This window comes from Jeotgalicoccus sp. S0W5, from assembly GCF_011634875.1.
Lineage (GTDB): Bacteria > Bacillota > Bacilli > Staphylococcales > Salinicoccaceae > Jeotgalicoccus > Jeotgalicoccus marinus.
On record NZ_SIRQ01000004.1, the window covers coordinates 189,645 to 209,083 of the forward strand.

The window sequence follows — 19,439 nt, forward strand, 5'->3', positions numbered from 1 at the left end:
CTCCTTCCAGGAATGGATTAGATTTATATACTAAAGAACTTAGCATACTACCAACGGTAGTGTGCAAATGCTCTGTTAGCTTCAGCCATTTTATGACTTTCTTCGCGTTTTTTAACTGCTCCACCTGTGTTGTTAGCAGCATCAAGAATTTCGTTAGCTAGTCTCTCTTCCATTGTCTTTTCCCCACGCAGACGTGCGTAGTTCACAAGCCAACGTAAGCTTAGAGTAGTACGGCGTTCTGGACGAACTTCAACCGGTACTTGGTAGTTAGACCCACCAACACGGCGTGCTTTAACTTCAAGAAGTGGCATAATGTTTTCAATTGCTTCGTCAAAAACCTCCATTGCATCTTTACCAGAACGTTCTTGTACGATATCGAATGCATTATAAAGAATTTTTTGTGAAGTTCCTCGTTTACCGTCAACCATCATCTTGTTGATGAGTTTAGTCACAAGCTTAGAGTTGTGAATCGGATCCGGTAGAACATCTCTCTTTGGTACAGGACCTTTACGTGGCATAATTATCCTCCTTCCATTTTTTATTTTATCATTATTTATATTTAAAATTCACATCTAAAGCGAGATTATTTCTTCTCTTCTTTAGGTTTTTTAGCACCGTAGTGTGAACGGCTTTGTTTACGTCCTTCAACGCCTGAAGTATCTAAAGCACCACGAACGATGTGGTAGCGCACACCAGGTAAGTCTTTTACACGACCTCCACGGATAAGTACAACACTGTGTTCTTGTAGGTTGTGACCAATTCCAGGGATATACGCGTTAACTTCGACGTTATTTGATAATCTTACACGAGCATATTTACGTAATGCAGAGTTTGGTTTCTTAGGTGTCATAGTACCTACACGTGTACAAACACCGCGTTTATGTGGCGCAGCTTCGTTAGTTACACGCTTTTTGAGACTGTTGAAACCTCTGTTTAATGCAGGTGAGTCAGATTTTTGCGTTTTAGTAGTACGTGACTTTCTAATCAACTGATTAATAGTTGGCATCTTTGAATGTCCTCCTCTCGTAACTTAATCCACACATCCAGGTGGTTCATTTTTTGAGTATAAAAAATCTGTAAGATAACAATCTTACAAAAATACACTTTGTCTCCTTTAAAAAAGGCACATTAGTCCCTTCTTAAAGTAACCTTAACAATAATACCATTTCCAAAAGAAATGTGTCAAGCATTCACAGTGAAAAAGTTAATGCTCTTAGACACATAAAACATAATAACATAGAGCACTATACAAAACTAGTCGAGTTCCAATTTTAATAAAACAAGAACGGAACCTCGACGTTGAGGTTCCGCTCTATATAATCATTTTCATAAGAACTTGACCCATAAGTTCTTACCATCTAACTCTGTAGAATTAGTCTTCAGTTAAGACGACATCTTCTTCAGCGATAGCTTCATCAGCTACTGAAATATCAACATCTTTATAATTCGTCATACCTGTACCTGCAGGGATCAGCTTACCAATAATGACGTTCTCCTTAAGCCCGAGAAGATCATCTCGCTTACCTTTAATTGCTGCATCTGTAAGTACACGAGTTGTTTCTTGGAAGCTGGCAGCTGATAAGAAGCTTTCAGTTTCAAGAGACGCTTTCGTGATTCCGAGTAATACAGGTTTTGCAGTGGCAGGACGTTTTCTTTGTTTAAAGATTTCCTTGTTCGCATCTGTAAATTGGTGAATTTCCACTAAAGCACCTGGCAATAAGTTAGTATCTCCGGCATCTATGATACGTACCTTACGTAACATTTGACGAACCATAACTTCAACGTGTTTATCGCCGATTTCTACCCCTTGCATGCGGTATACTTTTTGTACTTCTTTCAACAGATACTCTTGAGTTGTATTTAACCCGGCAACTTGAAGTAATGACTTAGGTTCGATTGAACCTTCGTTTAATACGCCACCTGGTTCAACTTTATCTCCAATTTCAACGAGGAGACGTGCTGCACCTGGTACATTGTACGTACGAGTTTCGTGTTCACCTTTAACTTTAACTTCTTGTTGACGGTCTTTAACGATTTCAATGTCAGTTACAGTACCGTGAATTTCTGAAATCTGCGCTTGCCCTTTAGGATTACGCGCCTCAAATAATTCTTGGATACGTGGAAGACCTTGTGTGATATCGCTACCTGCTACCCCACCTGTGTGGAATGTACGCATTGTAAGCTGTGTACCAGGCTCACCGATTGATTGAGCAGCAATTGTACCAACTGCTTCCCCAACTTCAACTTTTTCACCTGTAGCAAGGTTCTTACCGTAACAACGTTCACATACACCATGACGCGTGTTACATGTAAATGCTGAGCGGATATATACTTGTTCGATACCACTGTTAACAATTTCTTTAGCGATATCTTGAGTAATTAATTCATTAACGCCAATGATCACTTCATCAGTTTCTGGGTGTCTAACTGTTTCTTTCGTGTAACGTCCTTCTAGACGGTCAAGTAGTGGTTCGATTAACTCAGTACCTTCCATCAAGGCAGATACATGAAGTCCTTTATCTGTGCCACAATCTTCTTCACGAACAATAACATCTTGAGCAACATCTACAAGACGACGAGTCAGATAACCAGAATCGGCAGTTTTCAGTGCTGTATCGGCAAGACCTTTACGCGCACCGTGTGTAGAGATAAAGTACTCGAGTACTGTAAGTCCCTCACGGAAACTTGATTTGATTGGTAACTCAATGATCTCACCAGATGGGTTGGCCATTAGACCACGCATACCAGCAAGTTGAGTAAAGTTAGATGCGTTACCACGGGCACCTGAGTCACTCATCATGAATATTGGGTTTAGACGGTCAAGTGATGACATCAACTTATCTTGGATAACATCTTTCGCCTTAGTCCAAAGCTCAATAACTGCATTGTAGCGCTCTTCTTCAGTGATAAGACCACGTGAGAATTGCTTTTGAACTTTCTCAACTTTTTCTTCAGTTTCGTCGATGATGACCTGTTTGTCTGGAAGTACCACAATATCAGATACCCCAACTGTAATACCTGCTTTAGCAGAGTACTTGAAGCCTAAGTCTTTCATCAAGTCGAGCATCACTGAAGTTTCAGTAATGTGGAACTTATTAAACACTTCTGCAATAACTTGTCCAAGGAATTTTTTGTTGAACGGATCAACAAGTGGCATTTCTGTAATCTTCTCGATTAAGCCTTCCTCACTTAAGTCACTCGCAGCAATAAAGTACTTATCTGGAGTTTTACGTTCTAAGTTATCCTTAGTCGGTTCATTTATATAAGGGAATGAAGGTGGCATAATCTGGTTAAAGATTACCTTACCAACAGTTGTCATTAAAATTTTACCTTTGTTCTCTTCAGACACTTTCTCTACAGGCATATCCTTAGTATGGATACCAATACGAGTGTGCAGTGAAGTGTAACCATTTTGGTAACTCATAATGACCTCTTCAATGCTCTTGAAGATGTGCCCCTCATTTTTAGTCGCTTCACGTTCTAATGTTAGGTAGTAGTTACCTAGGACCATATCCTGTGAAGGTGTAACGACTGGTTTACCATCTTTCGGGTTAAGAATGTTTTGTGCAGCAAGCATCAACATACGTGCCTCTGCTTGTGCTTCTTTAGAAAGTGGTACGTGTACAGCCATTTGGTCTCCATCAAAGTCAGCGTTATATGCTGTTGTTACTAGTGGGTGAAGGCGAATCGCACGTCCTTCTACTAGTGTCGCTTCGAAGGCTTGGATACCTAAACGGTGAAGTGTCGGTGCACGGTTAAGGAGTACTGGATGTTCTGTGATGACATCTTCAAGTACATCCCAAACTTCATTTTCCATGCGCTCGATTTTACCTTTGGCATTCTTAATGTTAGTTGCTAGCTCACGCTTAACAAGCTCTTTCATTACGAATGGCTTAAATAGCTCAAGTGCCATTTCCTTAGGTAAACCACACTGATACATTTTCAGTCCAGGACCAACGACGATAACCGAACGACCAGAATAGTCGACACGTTTACCAAGTAAGTTCTGACGGAAACGACCTTGCTTACCTTTAAGCATGTGAGATAGTGATTTCAATGGACGGTTACCTGGTCCTGTTACAGGACGGCCACGACGACCATTATCGATTAGAGCATCGACAGCTTCTTGTAACATACGTTTTTCATTTTGCACGATAATTCCAGGTGCTCCTAAATCAAGTAGACGTTTCAAACGATTATTACGGTTGATTACACGACGATAAAGGTCGTTTAAATCACTTGTGGCAAATCGTCCACCATCTAATTGAACCATCGGACGAATTTCCGGTGGAATAATTGGTAGGACATCTAAAATCATCCAAGAAGGATCATTACCAGAGTGGCGGAATGCTTCCACCACTTCTAGGCGTTTGATCGCTCTTGTTAGGCGCTGACCTGTTGCAGTTTCAAGTTCTTTTCTAAGCATCTCTAGTTCAGATCCTAGATCAACTTGTTGTAAGAGTTCCTTGATTGCTTCAGCACCCATTTTAGCAGTGAAAGTATTACCGAACTTATCGTAGTATTCACGGTATTCGCGTTCACTTAGCAGTTGTTTAGGTTCTAGGCCTGTTGGACCTGGTTTAATAACAGTATATGACGCAAAATAAATAATTTCCTCTAAAGAACGCGGAGACATATCAAGTAATAGTCCCATACGTGATGGTATTCCTTTGAAATACCAAATATGAGTAACTGGAGCTGCAAGTTCAATGTGCCCCATTCTTTCACGTCTTACTTTAGCGCGCGTCACTTCTACACCACAACGGTCACATACCATGCCTTTATATCTAACGCGTTTGTATTTACCACAGCTACATTCCCAATCTTTAGTAGGACCAAAGATTTTTTCGCAGAATAAACCATCACGTTCAGGTTTTAATGTTCTATAGTTAATTGTTTCCGGTTTTTTGACCTCACCGAATGACCAAGAACGAATTTTTTCAGGTGATGCTAAACCTATTTTCATATATTTAAATCTGTTTACATCTATCAATGAGCTTTCCTCCCTCAGTTTTCTCGAAGCTCAGAACGTTACTATTCAGTAACATTTTCGTTAGCAGCAGCGTCTGTTTCTTTGACCGGTTGAGCCGGTTGATTCGGAATATCGTCTTCATCAGTATCGCGTAGTTCAATTTCCTCATCGTTTTCATCCATGATGCTTACATCTAAGCCCAGACTTTGAAGTTCTTTCATCAATACTCTGAATGACTCAGGGACACCTGGTTTAGGAAGGTTTTCACCTTTAACGATTGATTCATATGTCTTAACACGTCCGACAGTATCATCAGATTTAACAGTTAAGATCTCTTGGAGTGTATATGCAGCACCGTATGCTTCAAGTGCCCAAACTTCCATCTCACCGAAACGTTGTCCACCGAATTGTGCTTTACCACCAAGTGGTTGTTGTGTAACGAGTGAGTATGGTCCAGTACTTCTTGCGTGAAGTTTATCGTCAACCATGTGTGCAAGTTTAAGCATATACATCACACCAACAGAAATACGGTTTTCAAATGGTTCTCCTGTACGGCCATCATATAGAACGGTCTTACCATCACGTGCAAGTCCTGCTTCTTCCATTGTTGACCATACATCTTCCTCATTTGCACCATCGAATACTGGTGACGCCATTCTTAAGCCCATCGCACGAGCAGCCATACCAAGATGTAGTTCTAGCACCTGACCGATGTTCATACGTGATGGAACACCGAGTGGATTAAGCATGATGTCGATTGGCGTGCCGTCTGGTAAGTAAGGCATATCTTCTTCTGGAAGGATTTTTGAAATAACACCTTTGTTACCGTGACGTCCACACATTTTATCCCCTTCAGAAATCTTTCTCTTCTGAACGATATAAACGCGTACAAGTTGGTTAACACCTGGAGATAATTCGTCGCCATCTTCACGGTTAAACACTTTAACATCTAGAACAATACCACCAGCACCGTGAGGTACACGTAGAGACGTGTCTCTAACTTCACGCGCTTTCTCTCCGAATATTGCATGTAGTAAACGTTCTTCAGCAGTTAATTCAGTCACACCTTTTGGCGTAACTTTACCAACTAAGATATCTCCATCATTAACTTCCGCACCAATATATACAATACCGCGGTCATCAAGTTTTTTCAGGGCACTGTCTGAAACGTTAGGGATATCTCTCGTAATTTCTTCTGGTCCAAGTTTAGTATCTCTTGATTCCGACTCATATTCTTCAATATGAATTGATGTGTAAACATCTTGTTTAACTAAGCGTTCGCTCATGATTACGGCATCCTCATAGTTATAACCATCCCAAGTCATGAAGCCGACAACAACGTTACGTCCAAGCGCCATCTCACCCTTGTCCATCGATGGACCATCTGCTAAGATTTCGCCTTTTGTTACGATATTTCCTTCTTCAACGATTGGTTTTTGGTTGTAACAAGTCCCCGCATTTGAACGAATGAATTTAGACATTCTATAAACGTCTTTTTCAGTTTCTACTTCTTTACCATTCTTCTCTTCGATACGACGAACATGAACTTCTTTTGCTTCAACATGTTCAACGCGTCCTTTGTAACGAGAAACGACCGCAGCACCAGAGTCACGTGCAGATACGTGCTCCATACCTGTACCAATGAATGGTGATTCAGGATTTAATAATGGTACAGCTTGACGTTGCATGTTTGCACCCATCAAGGCACGGTTTGAGTCATCGTTTTCTAGGAACGGAATACAAGCCGTCGCTGCAGAAACAACCTGCTTAGGTGAAACGTCCATGTAGTCCATACGCTCACGGTCCATTTGCGTGTTATTACCACGGAAACGACAAATTACTTCTTCATTAGTGAAGCTACCATCTTCATTTAATGGTGCATTCGCCTGTGCAACAACGTAACTATCTTCTTCGTCTGCTGTTAAGTAGTCGATTTGGTTCGTTACTCTGTTTGTTTCAGGGTCTACTCTTCTATAAGGAGTTTCGATAAAACCAAAGTCGTTCACTCTAGCATAACTTGATAAAGTGTTGATCAAACCAATGTTTGGTCCCTCTGGTGTTTCAATCGGACACATGCGTCCATAGTGAGAATAGTGAACGTCACGCACTTCCATACCAGCACGTTCACGTGTTAAACCACCAGGCCCTAATGCAGATAAACGACGTTTGTGCGTCAACTCTGCAAGTGGGTTTGTTTGGTCCATGAACTGAGATAACTGTGAACTACCAAAGAACTCTTTAATAGATGCAATTACTGGACGGATATTAATTAATTGTTGTGGTGTGACAGTTTCAGTGTCTTGAATAGACATTCTTTCACGAACCACACGTTCCATACGAGAAACCCCAATACGGAATTGGTTTTGTAACAATTCACCAACAGAACGTAAACGACGGTTACCTAAGTGGTCGATATCGTCAGTCTGTCCAACGCCTTCTAATAAGTTAAAGAAGTAACTCATTGAAGACACAATGTCAGATGGTGTAATTGATTTAACTTCAACATCTGGGAATGCGTTACCGATTACCGTCGTCGATGTTTCTTCGTTATTATGAGAACGTACTTTTATTGATTGAACTTCTACAGGCTCATCAAGTAACCCCTGCTCTAAGTGGTAAGTCTTCAAGTTCGCTGTAGATTCTAACTGGTCCATAATCGCATCTAAAGTACGACGATCGATTGTTGAACCTGCCTCTGCAATGATTTCACCTGTTTCGCTGTCAACGATTGGCTCAGTGAGCACTTGGTTAAACAAGCGGTGTTTTAGGTGAAGTTTTTTATTCATCTTATAACGACCCACATTCGCTAAATCATAACGTTTTGGATCAAAGAATCTTGAGTATAATAAATTACGTGCGTTTTCCACTGTAGGTGGTTCACCCGGACGTAATCTTTCATATATTTCTAAAAGTGCTTGATCTACTGTTTCTGTCGTGTCTTTCTCTAGCGTATTACGAAGGTATTCGTTGTCGCCAAGAAGGTTGATGATTTCTTCATCTGTTTGAAAGCCTAGGGCACGTAATAATACTGTAATTGGCAATTTACGCGTGCGGTCTATTCTTACGTATACGACATCTTTAGCATCGATTTCATACTCGAGCCAAGCGCCTCGGTTAGGGATGACAGTTGCTCCGAAGTTTAATTTACCGTTCTTGTCAAACTTCTCGGAGAAGTATACAGATGGGCTTCTTACTAATTGTGAAACGATAACACGTTCAGCACCATTTATAATAAAAGTACCTGTATCCGTCATCAACGGGAAATCTCCCATAAATACATCCTGCTCTTTTACTTCGCCGGTTTCTTTGATGACTAAGCGAACTTTAACTCTCAGCGGAGCTGAGTAAGTCGCATCGTGGTCTTTCGCTTCTTCTTCGTTATACTTCGGCTCGCCAAGTTTATAATCGACAAATTGTAAAGACATATTACCAGTAAAATCTTCTACCGGAGAAATATCTTTAAACATTTCGATTAAACCCGTTTCCAGGAACCACTCGTACGATTTCGTCTGAATCTCAATTAAGTTAGGTAGTTCCAACTTCTCTTCGATACGCGCATAACTTCTACGTTGTGCATGTCTTCCATACTGAATCAATTGACTCATCGACAGATTCACCCCTAATAATATTTGCGTAAACTATAATGGCGTTTAAGGCCGCACCCTATTCATTGTAAAGACAAAAAGAAAACGGAATCGTATTCAACCCCATTTTCTATTAAACTGGACACTTTTTTAAACGCTCCATTCAACAAATGTACAGAAAAGTACATACTTATTGATATTAATTTAACATTCTATAAGAATAACACAGACAATTTGTCAAGTCAAATATTCTTTATATTTTATTTAATGCTTTTCAATATATAATACCCTTTATCTTTAACGACAATCTGCACATTACCAAAAGTTGAGTGCAAGTATTTCTTATATGATGCCATACCTTGCTTCTTCTGGACAACCATATAGATTGCACCGTCTAAGGTCAAGCGTTCATATGCATCTCTTAAGATTTCTAAGACCACATCTTTCCCCGCTCTAAATGGCGGATTCGTAACATAAAGAGAGGTATCAATATTTGACTCATCAAAGTCATGACGGCTCATCACTTCCACTGAGATTCCCGCTCTTTTGGCATTCTCATCTGCAAGGTCTGCTGCATCCTTATTCACTTCAACCATAATGGGATGCATACCTAATTCACGACCGATTACAATTCCGATCGGACCATAACCTGCGCCCATATCGATAAAACTTCCATCGCCTTGATAAGTGTCAACTACCGTTTTAATAAGTAAGGCACTACCGTAATCAACATTATTTTTAGAAAATACACCGCGGTCAGTTTTAAAGCGGTAAGTATAATCGTTAAAATCGAAGGTTGTTTCACCATACTCATGTGGCGTGTCATCTGTCGTATAATAATGTGACAAATAAATTTCCTCCAATCAGAAAAAAGTCTCCGCTAAACTAAGTTTGCGGAGACTTTTTGTGACAAAAATTATAGATACTATTTAAGTTCTACACCAGCGCCAACTTCTTCAAGTTGAGCTTTAAGTGCTTCAGCGTCTTCTTTAGAAAGACCTTCTTTAACAACTTTAGGTGCGTTGTCAACAAGTTCTTTAGCGTCTTTAAGTCCAAGACCAGTCGCTTCACGAACTACTTTGATTACTTTAATCTTAGATGAACCTGCATCTGTAAGTTCAACGTCAAATTCAGATTTTTCTTCAGCAGCAGCAGCTTCTCCGCCACCTGCTGCTGCTACAGGAGCAGCCGCTGTTACGCCAAATTCTTCTTCAATTGCTTTAACTAAATCGTTTAATTCTAAAACTGTCATTTCTTTAATGCTTTCAATGATTGTTTCAATGTTAGCCATGATTATTTTCCTCCATTTTATAATTGGTTTTTAGCTTAAATTAAGCTTCGTTGTTTTCGTTCTCTTTGTCTTCACCGACTGCTTTAACTGCATAAGCGAAGTTTCGTACTGGTGCTTGTAGCACTGAAAGAAGCATAGAAAGTAGGCCATCTCTTGATGGAAGAGATGCGATAGCTTTTACATCTTCAACAGGTACATAGCTGCCTTCGATGACACCCGCTTTAATCTCTAAAGCTTCGTGCTCTTTAGCAAAGTTGTTAATGATTTTAGCTGGAGCGATAACATCTTCATTAGAGAATGCTAATGCACTTGGTCCAACTAGGAATTCGTTAAGTTCAGAAAGTTCCAATGCATCAGCCGCACGGCGAGTCATTGTGTTTTTGTAAACTTTGAATTCAACACCAGCTTCACGTAATTGTTTACGTAATTCTGTGACTTCTGAAACTGATAAACCACGGTAATCTACAAGAATAGTAGAAACTGAGTTTTTAAGTTGTTCAGTAATCATTTCAACGTGTTGCTGTTTTTGTTCAATGATGTTTGACATGTCGTTACACCTCCATAATTTTTGTCTGGAGCAAATAAAAAAGCACCTTTTACCAGCGGCAAAAAGCGCTCGAATATATGAAAATATAATTCAAGTCGTTTTATTTGCCTCGGCAGGAAAGATATTAAGCTATAAAAGCTCCTGCTGTCTTAGGTAATCTTTAAAATTTACAAGTGTAAATATACCTCGTATACCTACACTTGTCAATATCTATTTTTAAACAGTTCTAATTACATTAGGGTCTACTGTAACGCCAGGGCCCATTGTGCTTGAAACTGTAACAGATTTAAAGTAAACACCTTTAGAAGAAGATGGTTTAGCTTTTTCTAAAATATCGTGAACAGCTTTAAAGTTGTCTACAAGTTGCTCATCAGAGAATGAAACTTTACCGATTCCAACGTGAACAATACCTGCTTTTTCAGCACGGTATTCAACTTTACCAGCCTTGATTTCTTCAACTGCTTTAGTCACGTCCATCGTTACTGTACCAGTTTTAGGGTTAGGCATTAAACCTTTAGGTCCTAATACGCGACCAAGTTTACCAACTTCACCCATCATGTCCGGTGTTGCAACGATAACGTCGAAATCAAACCATCCACCGTTAATTTTTTGTGCTAGCTCAGCTTCACCAACGTAGTCAGCGCCTGCTGCTTCTGCTTCTTTTGCTTTGTCGCCTTTCGCAAATACTAATACACGCTGTGTTTTACCAGTACCGTGTGGAAGTACTAGTGCACCACGGATCTGTTGATCATTTTTGCGCGTATCAATACCTAGACGGAATGCAACATCAACTGAAGCGTCAAAGTTTACAATAGAAGTTTCTTTTGCAAGCTTGACTGCTTCTTCAATTGAAAATGTAGAGTTTTGATCAAACTTTTCTAGAGCAGCTTGATACTTTTTACCTCTTTTAGCCATTTATATTCCTCCTTGTGGTTATAGCGGGGTTAATCCTCCCACGACCGTATTAATACTTATTATTTTTCGACAGTGAAGCCCATGCTTCGTGCTGTACCTTCAACCATACGCATTGCTGCTTCAACAGTTGCCGCGTTTAGGTCTTCCATTTTCGTTTCTGCGATTTCACGAACTTGAGCTTCTGTAACAGTTGCTACTTTGTTCTTGTTAGGCTCTCCAGAACCTTTTTCAGTACCAGCTGCTTTTTTAAGTAAAACTGCTGCTGGTGGAGTTTTTGTGATGAATGTGAATGAGCGATCTTCAAATACTGAAATTTCAACAGGGATAATTAAACCTGCTTGCTCTTGTGTACGCGCATTGAATTCTTTACAGAATCCCATGATATTTACACCTGCTTGCCCTAGTGCTGGACCTACCGGTGGTGCCGGGTTAGCCTTTCCTGCAGGGATTTGCAATTTCACAACATTAATAACTTTTTTAGCCACGATGTTGCACCTCCTCATAATCGTGATGTGGTCACAGGATGTTTAGATTTCATCCTCCCACTCATAAGTCTTTATACAAATAAAGATGGCCGCAATTTTGCGACCATAAAAGTATAGCATATTAACCTGTAATTTCCAAGTGTAAAATTAAAGTTTTTCAATCTGATCAAATTCAACTTCAACCGGTGTCTCTCTACCAAACATCTCAACAAGTACCGTTAGCTTATAACGTTCCTCATCAATCGATTCAATCACGCCCGTTTGATTATTAAACGGTCCTGAAACGATGTTAATGGATTCACCAACTTCAACCTCAACATCCACAATTTTCTCACTCATACCCATCTGACGAAGGATAAATTTCACTTCTTCTGGTAAGAGTGGGTTTGGCTTACTACCCGCACCTTGTGAACCAACAAAACCTGTAACTCCTGGTGTATTACGAACAACATACCAAGACTCATCCGTCATGACGAGCTCTACTAAAACATAACCAGGGAATGTTTTCTTCATTGCCGTCTTTTTCTTACCATCTTTTATAGATGTTTCCTCTTCTTCAGGAATAACGACACGGAAAATTAGATCTTGCATATTCATTGACTCGAGGCGCGCCTCTAAGTTTGCTTTTACTTTGTTTTCATAGCCTGAATAAGTATGTACTGCATACCACTCTTTGTCTAGAGACATTATACCGCTCCTTTAAAATTACATTAAATCAATTAGTGCTGTGATACCCAGATCAAGCACATAGAAAAACACTAAGAAAAATACAACTGTCACTACAACTGTTGTCGTATAACGGACGACTTCCTGACCAGTCGGCCAGCTGACTTTTTTCATCTCGCTGACGACATTTTGGAAGAAGTTCTTATTATTATTCATCAATCGTTCCTCCTGAACTATATAGAACTCTTATGCGTTGTATGCTTATTGCATTTGGGGCAAAACTTTTTCATGATGAGTCTCTCTGTGTGGGTTGGTCTGTTCAATGAGTAGTTACGAGACCCACATTCACTGCAAATCAGTGCAATTTTCATCTTAAAATCCTCATTTCAATTCTAATATACTATATCGATTTGAAGCGTTGTTGTCAACAATACTGTGTAAATCTTCAACCTCACCAAACTTTATTTTCAACCGATGAACTGTGTTTTTCACAGACTTTAGACCACACTTTAAAATACTCGCTATTTCTTGAACGGAATATCTTTCTAAAAAAAGTTTTAGTACGTATTTTTCACGAGTGGATAAGCTTTCTACAGCAGATAAGTAGTCTTCTGCCCTTTCCTTTAAATGAATACCTGCTAATGCATCCGAATGTGTACTATCAAAGATAGTTTCAAGTAATGGCTCCCAGCTGTTCCATGCTCCAGGATTCACCACTATCTTGTTATACATTTTAAAACGTATAGAACGAAGCGCATAGTTCATAAAATGACCGCGTTCATAATCATATCTAAAACACATCATAAACACCTCGATCATCATATCTTGAACCAGGTCATCTCGATCATATGACGTTATTTCATATTTAAATGACATTCTTAATATATGAGACCTAAGCAGTTTATCAACTGTATCAAAGGCAGCATAGTCACCGTTCTTCACACGGCAAGCAGCTCTATCTAAATCTTCTAAATCACTATCTTTGTAACTTGTACGCCTTTCCAACACTAAATGACTAGAAACCTTGATCCTATACAATCGATTCCCCTCCAACCTTTAGTTAACCTAAATATAAGTTGGAGGGGGGATATCTTCAAGTTGTCAATTTTCTCCCCGTCGCAGTTTTTCCATTTCTGCAAGTATTTCATCCGAAATATCCAATTTTGTCCTAGGCAGTTTTTCATTTATTGCCTTAATTCTTTTACTAATATTTTTATCTGCCTCGGACAAGTTCAACCACATTTCTCTCGATGAGATTCGGTAAGCTCCATAAGCAAAGATTGCATTTTGTTCAGTTAAGTCACTCGTTACTACACTGATATCACATAGAAATGGATGGTAATTATCATAGACAAATCTTTCGATAAATTCGTCTGCCGTTTCTTTTTCTTTCGTGTAGACCACTTCAATACCGTAATAATCCATCACGGCTTCTTTGCTTTTGACCTCGTAAGCATCAAAGACGCAGATAATCTCATAATTCTGAACTGCTTGGTATTCGCTCAATAGCTTTAATACTTCATCTCTTGCGAGTTGTAGAGACATCTGCGCTTCACGGTATAAATCAGAATTTGCCCCAATTAAATTGTAGCCATCGACGAGTAATACCCTTCTTTTTTTACGCACATTAACCACGCCCAAGTGGGTTTTGCTGCCTGTATACCTCATACATTAAAAGTGCAGCTGAAACCGAAGCATTTAAACTCGTTATTTCTCCTGCCATCGGTATACGAACGACAAAATCACATTTCTCTAGCGTCTTCTTACTGATACCTTCACCTTCGCTACCGATTACTACTGCAGTGTTCCCCTTAGCATTAATCTCACGATAATCCGTTTGTCCTGTTCCATCCGTACCAACAAGCCAGAAGTTATGCGCTTTTAAGGTATCGATTGTTTGGTTGATATTAGTCACTCTAATTACAGGTACATATTCAATCGCCCCTGTGGAGGTTTTTGCCACTGTATCTGTCAATTGTACTGAACGACGTTTAGGAATAATGACCGCATCAAAACCAGAAGCATCACAAGTTCTTATGATTGACCCTAAGTTATGCGGGTCTTCAAGCCCATCTAAAATAATAACATTTGCTGTTTTCCCCTCAACATTTTCTAAAAAGGTCTCAAGTGGCATATATTCATGCGCACTAACCATCGCCACAACACCCTGATGACGTTCTTCAGTCATGCCATCAATCTTATTTTTCGGCACCATAGAAACAACAATCTTTCTCTCTTTAGCGAGATCTAAAATTTCTTTTAGCTGTTGCTTGTTTGCTGTGTCCTGAACGTATACCTTGTTTATATCTGCATCTGTACGCAGTAGTTCTCTAACAGCATGACGTCCTGCAATTACTGAACCAGTCAAATGTCTTCACTCCCATCTGTAATTATAAGTTTCATAAGTTCATCTACTCTGTCAGTCTCTCCAGTCAAGGTTAAATACCCAATCAATGCCTCTATACCAGAAGCATTTCTATATTCTTGAATCGTTGCGTTCTTCGCTCTGGTTTGACTCGATTTATTACGCGCTTTTCTCGCAATGTCCCACTCATCTTCGGTGAGCACGCTAGTATTTTTCAAATAGTGTAATGCAGTTGCTTGCGCCCTAGCGCTAACCAACTTATTGGCCGCTTTGTGTAGGGCATCCGGTTTTGAATAAGGTTCATTTTCAATTAAATGCTCACGGACTTTAACCGCATAGACCGCGTCACCTAAAAATGCAAGGGATAGTGATGGAATTCTATTAATATCTATATTATCCACGTTTAAATCTCACGCCATCTTTAGTGTCTTCTAGGATAATTCCTTCATTTTTCAAGTTGTCTCTAATTTCATCAGCGCGTGCAAAATCCTTATTTTTTCTGGCACTTTCTCTTTCTTCAATCAGCGCTTCTATTTCTTCATCTAGGAGTACCTCTTTACGTCCTAAACTGACACCTAGTACTTGTGAGTATGCATCAAAGGTTTCGATAAACTTCTGTAGAACTGCCTTGCAAGTTGCTGGACGGCGTAAGTATTTGTTCAACTCACCCGTCAACTCATGCCATGCGGTAATGGCATTAGCAGTATTGAAGTCATCGTCCATATGACTTTCAAATAATTTAATATTATCATCAATAAGCTCAAGCACTTTACCATCAGATGCTTCACCAACCGCTTTTTCAAGACGTTCAAGTGCATGATGGTAGCTATCTTGAATGCGTTCTAAACTACTTCTTGCTGCATCAACTAATTCACGGTTATAGTTAATTGGATTTCTATAATGCACACTGATCATAAAGTAGCGAAGCACATTAGGCTCAATCTCCTTAATAATGTCATGCACAAGAATGAAGTTCCCTAAAGACTTAGACATTTTCGTATTATCAATATTGATGTACCCGTTATGCATCCAATAATTCGCAAACGTTTTGTCTGTCATACATTCACTTTGAGCAATCTCATTTTCATGGTGAGGGAAAGTTAAATCTTGACCACCAGCGTGAATATCTATCGTGTCTCCAAGATGACGACGGGCCATAACTGAACATTCAATATGCCAACCTGGACGACCTTCTCCCCAAGGTGATTCCCAACTGATTTCTCCTTCTTTCGCTTGTTTCCAAAGAACAAAATCTAGTGGATCTTTTTTCTTCTCACCCGCTTCAATCCTCGCACCGACCTTCAAGTCATCAACTGATTGTTGAGACAATTTCCCGTAGTTATCAAATGAACGTGTTTTAAAATAAACATCACCATCTGATTCATAAGCATGCCCTTTATCGATCAATATTTTAATAAATTCGATAATATCAGGCATGTGATCGAGCACGCGTGGATGGACTGTTGCTTTCTTAACATTTAAAGCACCTGTATCTTCAAAGAAAGCTTCGATAAAACGTTCTGCAATCTCTGGCACTGTCTCACCAAGCTCCTTAGATGCCTTTATTAATTTGTCATCTACATCCGTAAAGTTAGAGACGTATTTCACATCATAACCTTTGTATTCCAAGTATCGACGTACTGTATCAAAAGCAATTGCTGGTCTTGCATTTCCAATATGAATATAGTTATACACTGTCGGACCACAAACATACATGCTGACTTTACCTTCTTGTAATGGTACAAATTCTTCCTTTTTTCTAGTAATTGAATTATATATGCGAACCATCTTTTACCTCACTCCCTACTTCTCTTCTGAAGTTATTAATATCTTTTTCAAGTTCCAATAATTTTTCAAACAGCGGATCTGGTATATCTCTATGATCGAAATTATTATGCTTTCTTATGCGCTGGCCATGCTGCTTAACGACGTGACCAGGAATTCCGACCACTGTGGAATGAGCTGGTACATTCTTTAATACAACAGAATTCGCTCCAACATTTGAGGACGCTCCGATGCGGATGTTTCCAAGTACTTTAGCCCCTGCAGCAATTAACACGTTATCATCAATATCAGGGTGTCTTTTATGGTCTTCTTTACCCGTTCCACCGAGTGTTACCCCTTGGTAGATTGTCACGTTATTACCAATGTTACATGTCTCACCAATCACTACACCCATACCATGGTCAATAAATAGACGCTTGCCGATATTCGCTCCTGGGTGAATTTCTATTCCTGTCATAAACCGTGTGACTTGCGAAATTACCCGGGCAATAATTTTAAAATTTTTCTTATAGAACCAATGCGCAACTAAATGCGCCCATACTGCGTGAATTCCAGAGTAAGTAAAGAATACTTCTAGCCGATTCTTTGCTGCTGGATCGAGCTCTAACACCATATTCAAGTCGTCTTTCATTCTTTGAAACATCTGTACCCTCCTTCACATAAGTAATATAAAAGCGCCTCTGTCCATATTGGGACAGAGGCGCATAAGCACGGTTCCACTCTGATTTTACTCTTTAATATAAGGTTTAAAGTACGTAAAAGCGCAATTCTATAAGGTTTATTGTTATCCTTTTCACCAACCGGATAATCTCTACATGTCCAGCACCTTATATACTAAACTTTTAACACCCATATTATACTTCGTCACCGCACCATTTTCAACATTTCAGTTTATTTCAAGCGTTCAATTCTTTCTAATGCTGTTTCTTGACCAATCAATGAAATCGCATCTGGTAATTCTGGTCCTTTAGTTTCTCCAGTTACTGCGACACGAATTGGCATGAATAATTTCTTACCTTTTATACCTGTTTCTTTTTGGACAGCTTTGATTTCAGCTTTAATTGCTTCAGGCGAGAAGTCTTCCATCGCTTCAAAATGGCTATACAGTGCCGTCATCAATTCATTTATATGATCTTGTTCTAGCACTTCTTTCGCATCTTCATCAAATTCAACATGGTCTTTAAAGAACTGTTCTGATAACTCAGTAATCTCAGCAGCATAGCTCATCTGTGGTTGGTATAAGGCAACAAGCCTACGCGCCCAGTCCAACTCTCTATCATCTGGGTTTTCTGAAACCTTCCCTGCTTTTTGTAGGAATGGTAGAGACATATCGAAAATTTCCTCAGCATTTTTTTGCTTCATGTACTGGTTATTAATCCACATTAACTTTTGATTATCGAAGAATGCTGAAGCTTTAGATAGACGATTTTCATCGAAATTATTAATCAATTCTTCCTTAGTGAATAGTTCTTCTTCACCTTCTGGAGACCAACCAAGTAAAGCAATGAAATTAAACATTGCATCTGGTAGATATCCTAATTCTTCATACTGTTCGATGAATTGGATAATTGATGCATCACGTTTAGATAATTTTTTCTTCTCTTCATTTACGATCAACGCCGTATGACCGAACTTCGGTAATGGTAGGTCGAGAAGGTCATAAACCATCATTTGTTTTGGTGTATTTGAGATATGATCATCCCCACGTAAAACATGGGTGATTTTCATTTCATAATCATCAATGACAACCGCAAAGTTGTACGTTGGTACACCATCTTTTTTAACAATGACCCAGTCACCAAAACCATTAGAATCGAACGACACTTCACCTTTAACCATATCGTTGAAGGTATATGTTTTATCTCTCGGTACACGAATACGAATTGAAGGTTCACGACCTTCAGCCTTAAATGCTTCTTCCTGTTCAGCTGTAAGGTGCGCATGCTTTCCACCATACATCGGTGTCTGTCCATTTCTTAGTTGTTCTTCTCTTTCCGCTTCCAGCTCTTCAGAAGTCATGTAGCAACGATATGCAAGATCATTATCTAACAATTTCTGAATGTAAGGTGCGTAGATATCACCACGTTCAGATTGGCGGTAAGGTCCATAGTCTCCACCAACGTCGACACTTTCATCCCAGTCGATGCCCAACCATTTTAAATAGTTGAGCTGTGATGATTCACCTTCATCAACGTGACGTTGCTTATCAGTATCTTCAATACGAATTATAAAATCACCATCATAGTGGCGTGCAAATAAATAATTAAATAATGCTGCGCGCGCGTTACCGATGTGTAGGAATCCTGTAGGACTCGGTGCATATCTAACTCTAACTTTACTCATTATTTTGCCTCCTGTTTGTTAAGTAAGACTACCGCTTCACTTGCGATGCCTTCTTCTCTACCTGTAAATCCAAGTTTTTCAGATGTTGTTGCCTTGATATTAACATTCTCTATCTTTGTCAATAAAAGATCGGCTACATTCTGCCGCATTGTATCAATGTACTCTCTCAGCTTTGGTTTTTCTGCAATGACAACAACATCAATATTTCCAATTTCGTATCCTTTTTCAGTCATCATTTCGACGACTGCCGACAATAATTTCTTTGAGTCCGCATCCTTATATTGTGCATCCGTATCAGGGAAAAACTTACCGATATCTCCAAGGGCTAAAGCGCCGAGGATGGCATCAGTAACAGTGTGCAAGACGACGTCTGCATCCGAATGACCCTTCAAACCACGGTCATGTGGTATTTCCATACCACCTAAAATTAGTGGACGATTTTCATCAAAGGCATGAACATCGTATCCATGACCTATTCTCATCATA

Annotated in this window: 20 protein-coding genes and 1 other annotated feature; all 20 genes read right to left on the minus strand. The window is 39.5% G+C overall.

Translation table 11 applies throughout. From position 1 onward, the window contains the following. Positions 1-47: 47 nt before the first annotated feature. The gene (gene rpsG / locus EYB29_RS07440; protein WP_026866142.1) at positions 48-518 is read right to left on the minus strand and encodes a 30S ribosomal protein S7; all 471 of its coding nucleotides are present in this window, start codon (positions 516-518) and stop codon (positions 48-50) included. Positions 519-583: 65 nt separating this feature from the next. Next, positions 584-1,006 carry a 30S ribosomal protein S12 gene (gene rpsL / locus EYB29_RS07445; protein WP_026866143.1) on the minus strand — a complete coding sequence of 141 codons (423 nt, stop codon included), beginning with the start codon at positions 1,004-1,006 and terminating at the stop codon, positions 584-586. Positions 1,007-1,372: 366 nt separating this feature from the next. Further along, positions 1,373-4,993, minus strand: a complete 3,621-nt coding sequence (gene rpoC / locus EYB29_RS07450) for a DNA-directed RNA polymerase subunit beta' (protein WP_166627020.1) — start codon at positions 4,991-4,993, stop codon at positions 1,373-1,375. A 41-nt stretch (positions 4,994-5,034) separates the two neighbouring features. Next, the gene (gene rpoB / locus EYB29_RS07455; protein ID WP_026866145.1) at positions 5,035-8,577 is read right to left on the minus strand and encodes a DNA-directed RNA polymerase subunit beta; all 3,543 of its coding nucleotides are present in this window, start codon (positions 8,575-8,577) and stop codon (positions 5,035-5,037) included. Positions 8,578-8,816: 239 nt separating this feature from the next. Continuing rightward, positions 8,817-9,404, minus strand: coding sequence for a class I SAM-dependent methyltransferase (locus EYB29_RS07460; protein ID WP_166627021.1), 588 nt, complete (start codon positions 9,402-9,404; stop codon positions 8,817-8,819). 77 nt (positions 9,405-9,481) lie between these two features. Beyond that, positions 9,482-9,847: a 50S ribosomal protein L7/L12 gene (gene rplL, locus EYB29_RS07465; protein ID WP_026866147.1), complete on the minus strand. Its 366-nt coding sequence runs from the start codon at positions 9,845-9,847 to the stop codon at positions 9,482-9,484. Positions 9,848-9,887: 40 nt separating this feature from the next. Beyond that, positions 9,888-10,394 (minus strand): 50S ribosomal protein L10, encoded by a 507-nt coding sequence (rplJ, locus tag EYB29_RS07470; RefSeq protein WP_026866148.1) that lies wholly within the window; start codon positions 10,392-10,394, stop codon positions 9,888-9,890. Between the two features lie 27 nt (positions 10,395-10,421). Beyond that, positions 10,422-10,566: a sequence feature (ribosomal protein L10 leader region), on the minus strand. A 44-nt stretch (positions 10,567-10,610) separates the two neighbouring features. Then, complete coding sequence (gene rplA / locus EYB29_RS07475) at positions 10,611-11,309, minus strand: 50S ribosomal protein L1 (RefSeq protein WP_026866149.1); 699 nt, start codon at positions 11,307-11,309, stop codon at positions 10,611-10,613. A 59-nt stretch (positions 11,310-11,368) separates the two neighbouring features. After that, entirely contained in the window at positions 11,369-11,794 is a 426-nt protein-coding gene (gene rplK, locus EYB29_RS07480) for a 50S ribosomal protein L11 (protein WP_026866150.1), read from the minus strand. Between the two features lie 147 nt (positions 11,795-11,941). Further along, positions 11,942-12,481: a transcription termination/antitermination protein NusG gene (nusG, locus tag EYB29_RS07485; RefSeq protein WP_026866151.1), complete on the minus strand. Its 540-nt coding sequence runs from the start codon at positions 12,479-12,481 to the stop codon at positions 11,942-11,944. A gap of 18 nt (positions 12,482-12,499) precedes the next feature. Continuing rightward, positions 12,500-12,676, minus strand: a complete 177-nt coding sequence (gene secE, locus EYB29_RS07490) for a preprotein translocase subunit SecE (protein ID WP_026866152.1) — start codon at positions 12,674-12,676, stop codon at positions 12,500-12,502. 17 nt (positions 12,677-12,693) lie between these two features. Continuing rightward, positions 12,694-12,831 (minus strand): 50S ribosomal protein L33, encoded by a 138-nt coding sequence (gene rpmG / locus EYB29_RS07495; protein WP_084145681.1) that lies wholly within the window; start codon positions 12,829-12,831, stop codon positions 12,694-12,696. A 10-nt stretch (positions 12,832-12,841) separates the two neighbouring features. Then, a complete protein-coding gene (locus tag EYB29_RS07500; RefSeq protein ID WP_166627022.1) occupies positions 12,842-13,498 on the minus strand; it encodes an RNA polymerase sigma factor in 657 nt (218 codons plus the stop codon). Between the two features lie 63 nt (positions 13,499-13,561). Further along, positions 13,562-14,086 carry an NYN domain-containing protein gene (locus EYB29_RS07505; RefSeq protein WP_235678858.1) on the minus strand — a complete coding sequence of 175 codons (525 nt, stop codon included), beginning with the start codon at positions 14,084-14,086 and terminating at the stop codon, positions 13,562-13,564. A 1-nt stretch (position 14,087) separates the two neighbouring features. Next, complete coding sequence (gene rlmB / locus EYB29_RS07510) at positions 14,088-14,828, minus strand: 23S rRNA (guanosine(2251)-2'-O)-methyltransferase RlmB (RefSeq protein WP_026866155.1); 741 nt, start codon at positions 14,826-14,828, stop codon at positions 14,088-14,090. Continuing rightward, the gene (locus EYB29_RS07515; RefSeq protein WP_026866156.1) at positions 14,825-15,226 is read right to left on the minus strand and encodes a Mini-ribonuclease 3; all 402 of its coding nucleotides are present in this window, start codon (positions 15,224-15,226) and stop codon (positions 14,825-14,827) included. Before EYB29_RS07515 ends, rlmB begins: the two co-directional genes overlap by 4 nt. Next, entirely contained in the window at positions 15,219-16,613 is a 1,395-nt protein-coding gene (gene cysS, locus EYB29_RS07520) for a cysteine--tRNA ligase (RefSeq protein ID WP_026866157.1), read from the minus strand. The genes EYB29_RS07515 and cysS overlap by 8 nt, the downstream gene beginning before the upstream one ends. Next, complete coding sequence (cysE, locus tag EYB29_RS07525) at positions 16,597-17,253, minus strand: serine O-acetyltransferase (RefSeq protein ID WP_026866158.1); 657 nt, start codon at positions 17,251-17,253, stop codon at positions 16,597-16,599. The genes cysS and cysE overlap by 17 nt, the downstream gene beginning before the upstream one ends. 248 nt (positions 17,254-17,501) lie before the next feature. Further along, the gene (gltX, locus tag EYB29_RS07530; RefSeq protein ID WP_371807499.1) at positions 17,502-18,953 is read right to left on the minus strand and encodes a glutamate--tRNA ligase; all 1,452 of its coding nucleotides are present in this window, start codon (positions 18,951-18,953) and stop codon (positions 17,502-17,504) included. Beyond that, positions 18,953-19,438: a 2-C-methyl-D-erythritol 2,4-cyclodiphosphate synthase gene (gene ispF, locus EYB29_RS07535; protein WP_026866160.1), complete on the minus strand. Its 486-nt coding sequence runs from the start codon at positions 19,436-19,438 to the stop codon at positions 18,953-18,955. The genes gltX and ispF overlap by 1 nt, the downstream gene beginning before the upstream one ends. Position 19,439 lies beyond the last annotated feature (1 nt).

Coding starts and splice junctions, on each gene's coding strand:
- rpsG (WP_026866142.1), bottom strand. CDS start 518: ATGCCACGTAAAGGTCCTGTACCAAAGAGAGATGTTCTACCGGATCCG.
- rpsL (WP_026866143.1), bottom strand. CDS start 1,006: ATGCCAACTATTAATCAGTTGATTAGAAAGTCACGTACTACTAAAACG.
- rpoB (WP_026866145.1), bottom strand. CDS start 8,577: ATGAGTCAATTGATTCAGTATGGAAGACATGCACAACGTAGAAGTTAT.
- rplL (WP_026866147.1), bottom strand. CDS start 9,847: ATGGCTAACATTGAAACAATCATTGAAAGCATTAAAGAAATGACAGTT.
- rplJ (WP_026866148.1), bottom strand. CDS start 10,394: ATGTCAAACATCATTGAACAAAAACAGCAACACGTTGAAATGATTACT.
- rplA (WP_026866149.1), bottom strand. CDS start 11,309: ATGGCTAAAAGAGGTAAAAAGTATCAAGCTGCTCTAGAAAAGTTTGAT.
- nusG (WP_026866151.1), bottom strand. CDS start 12,481: ATGTCTCTAGACAAAGAGTGGTATGCAGTACATACTTATTCAGGCTAT.
- secE (WP_026866152.1), bottom strand. CDS start 12,676: ATGAATAATAATAAGAACTTCTTCCAAAATGTCGTCAGCGAGATGAAA.
- rpmG (WP_084145681.1), bottom strand. CDS start 12,831: ATGAAAATTGCACTGATTTGCAGTGAATGTGGGTCTCGTAACTACTCA.
- cysS (WP_026866157.1), bottom strand. CDS start 16,613: ATGGTTCGCATATATAATTCAATTACTAGAAAAAAGGAAGAATTTGTA.
- cysE (WP_026866158.1), bottom strand. CDS start 17,253: ATGTTTCAAAGAATGAAAGACGACTTGAATATGGTGTTAGAGCTCGAT.
- gltX (WP_371807499.1), bottom strand. CDS start 18,953: ATGAGTAAAGTTAGAGTTAGATATGCACCGAGTCCTACAGGATTCCTA.
- ispF (WP_026866160.1), bottom strand. CDS start 19,438: ATGATGAGAATAGGTCATGGATACGATGTTCATGCCTTTGATGAAAAT.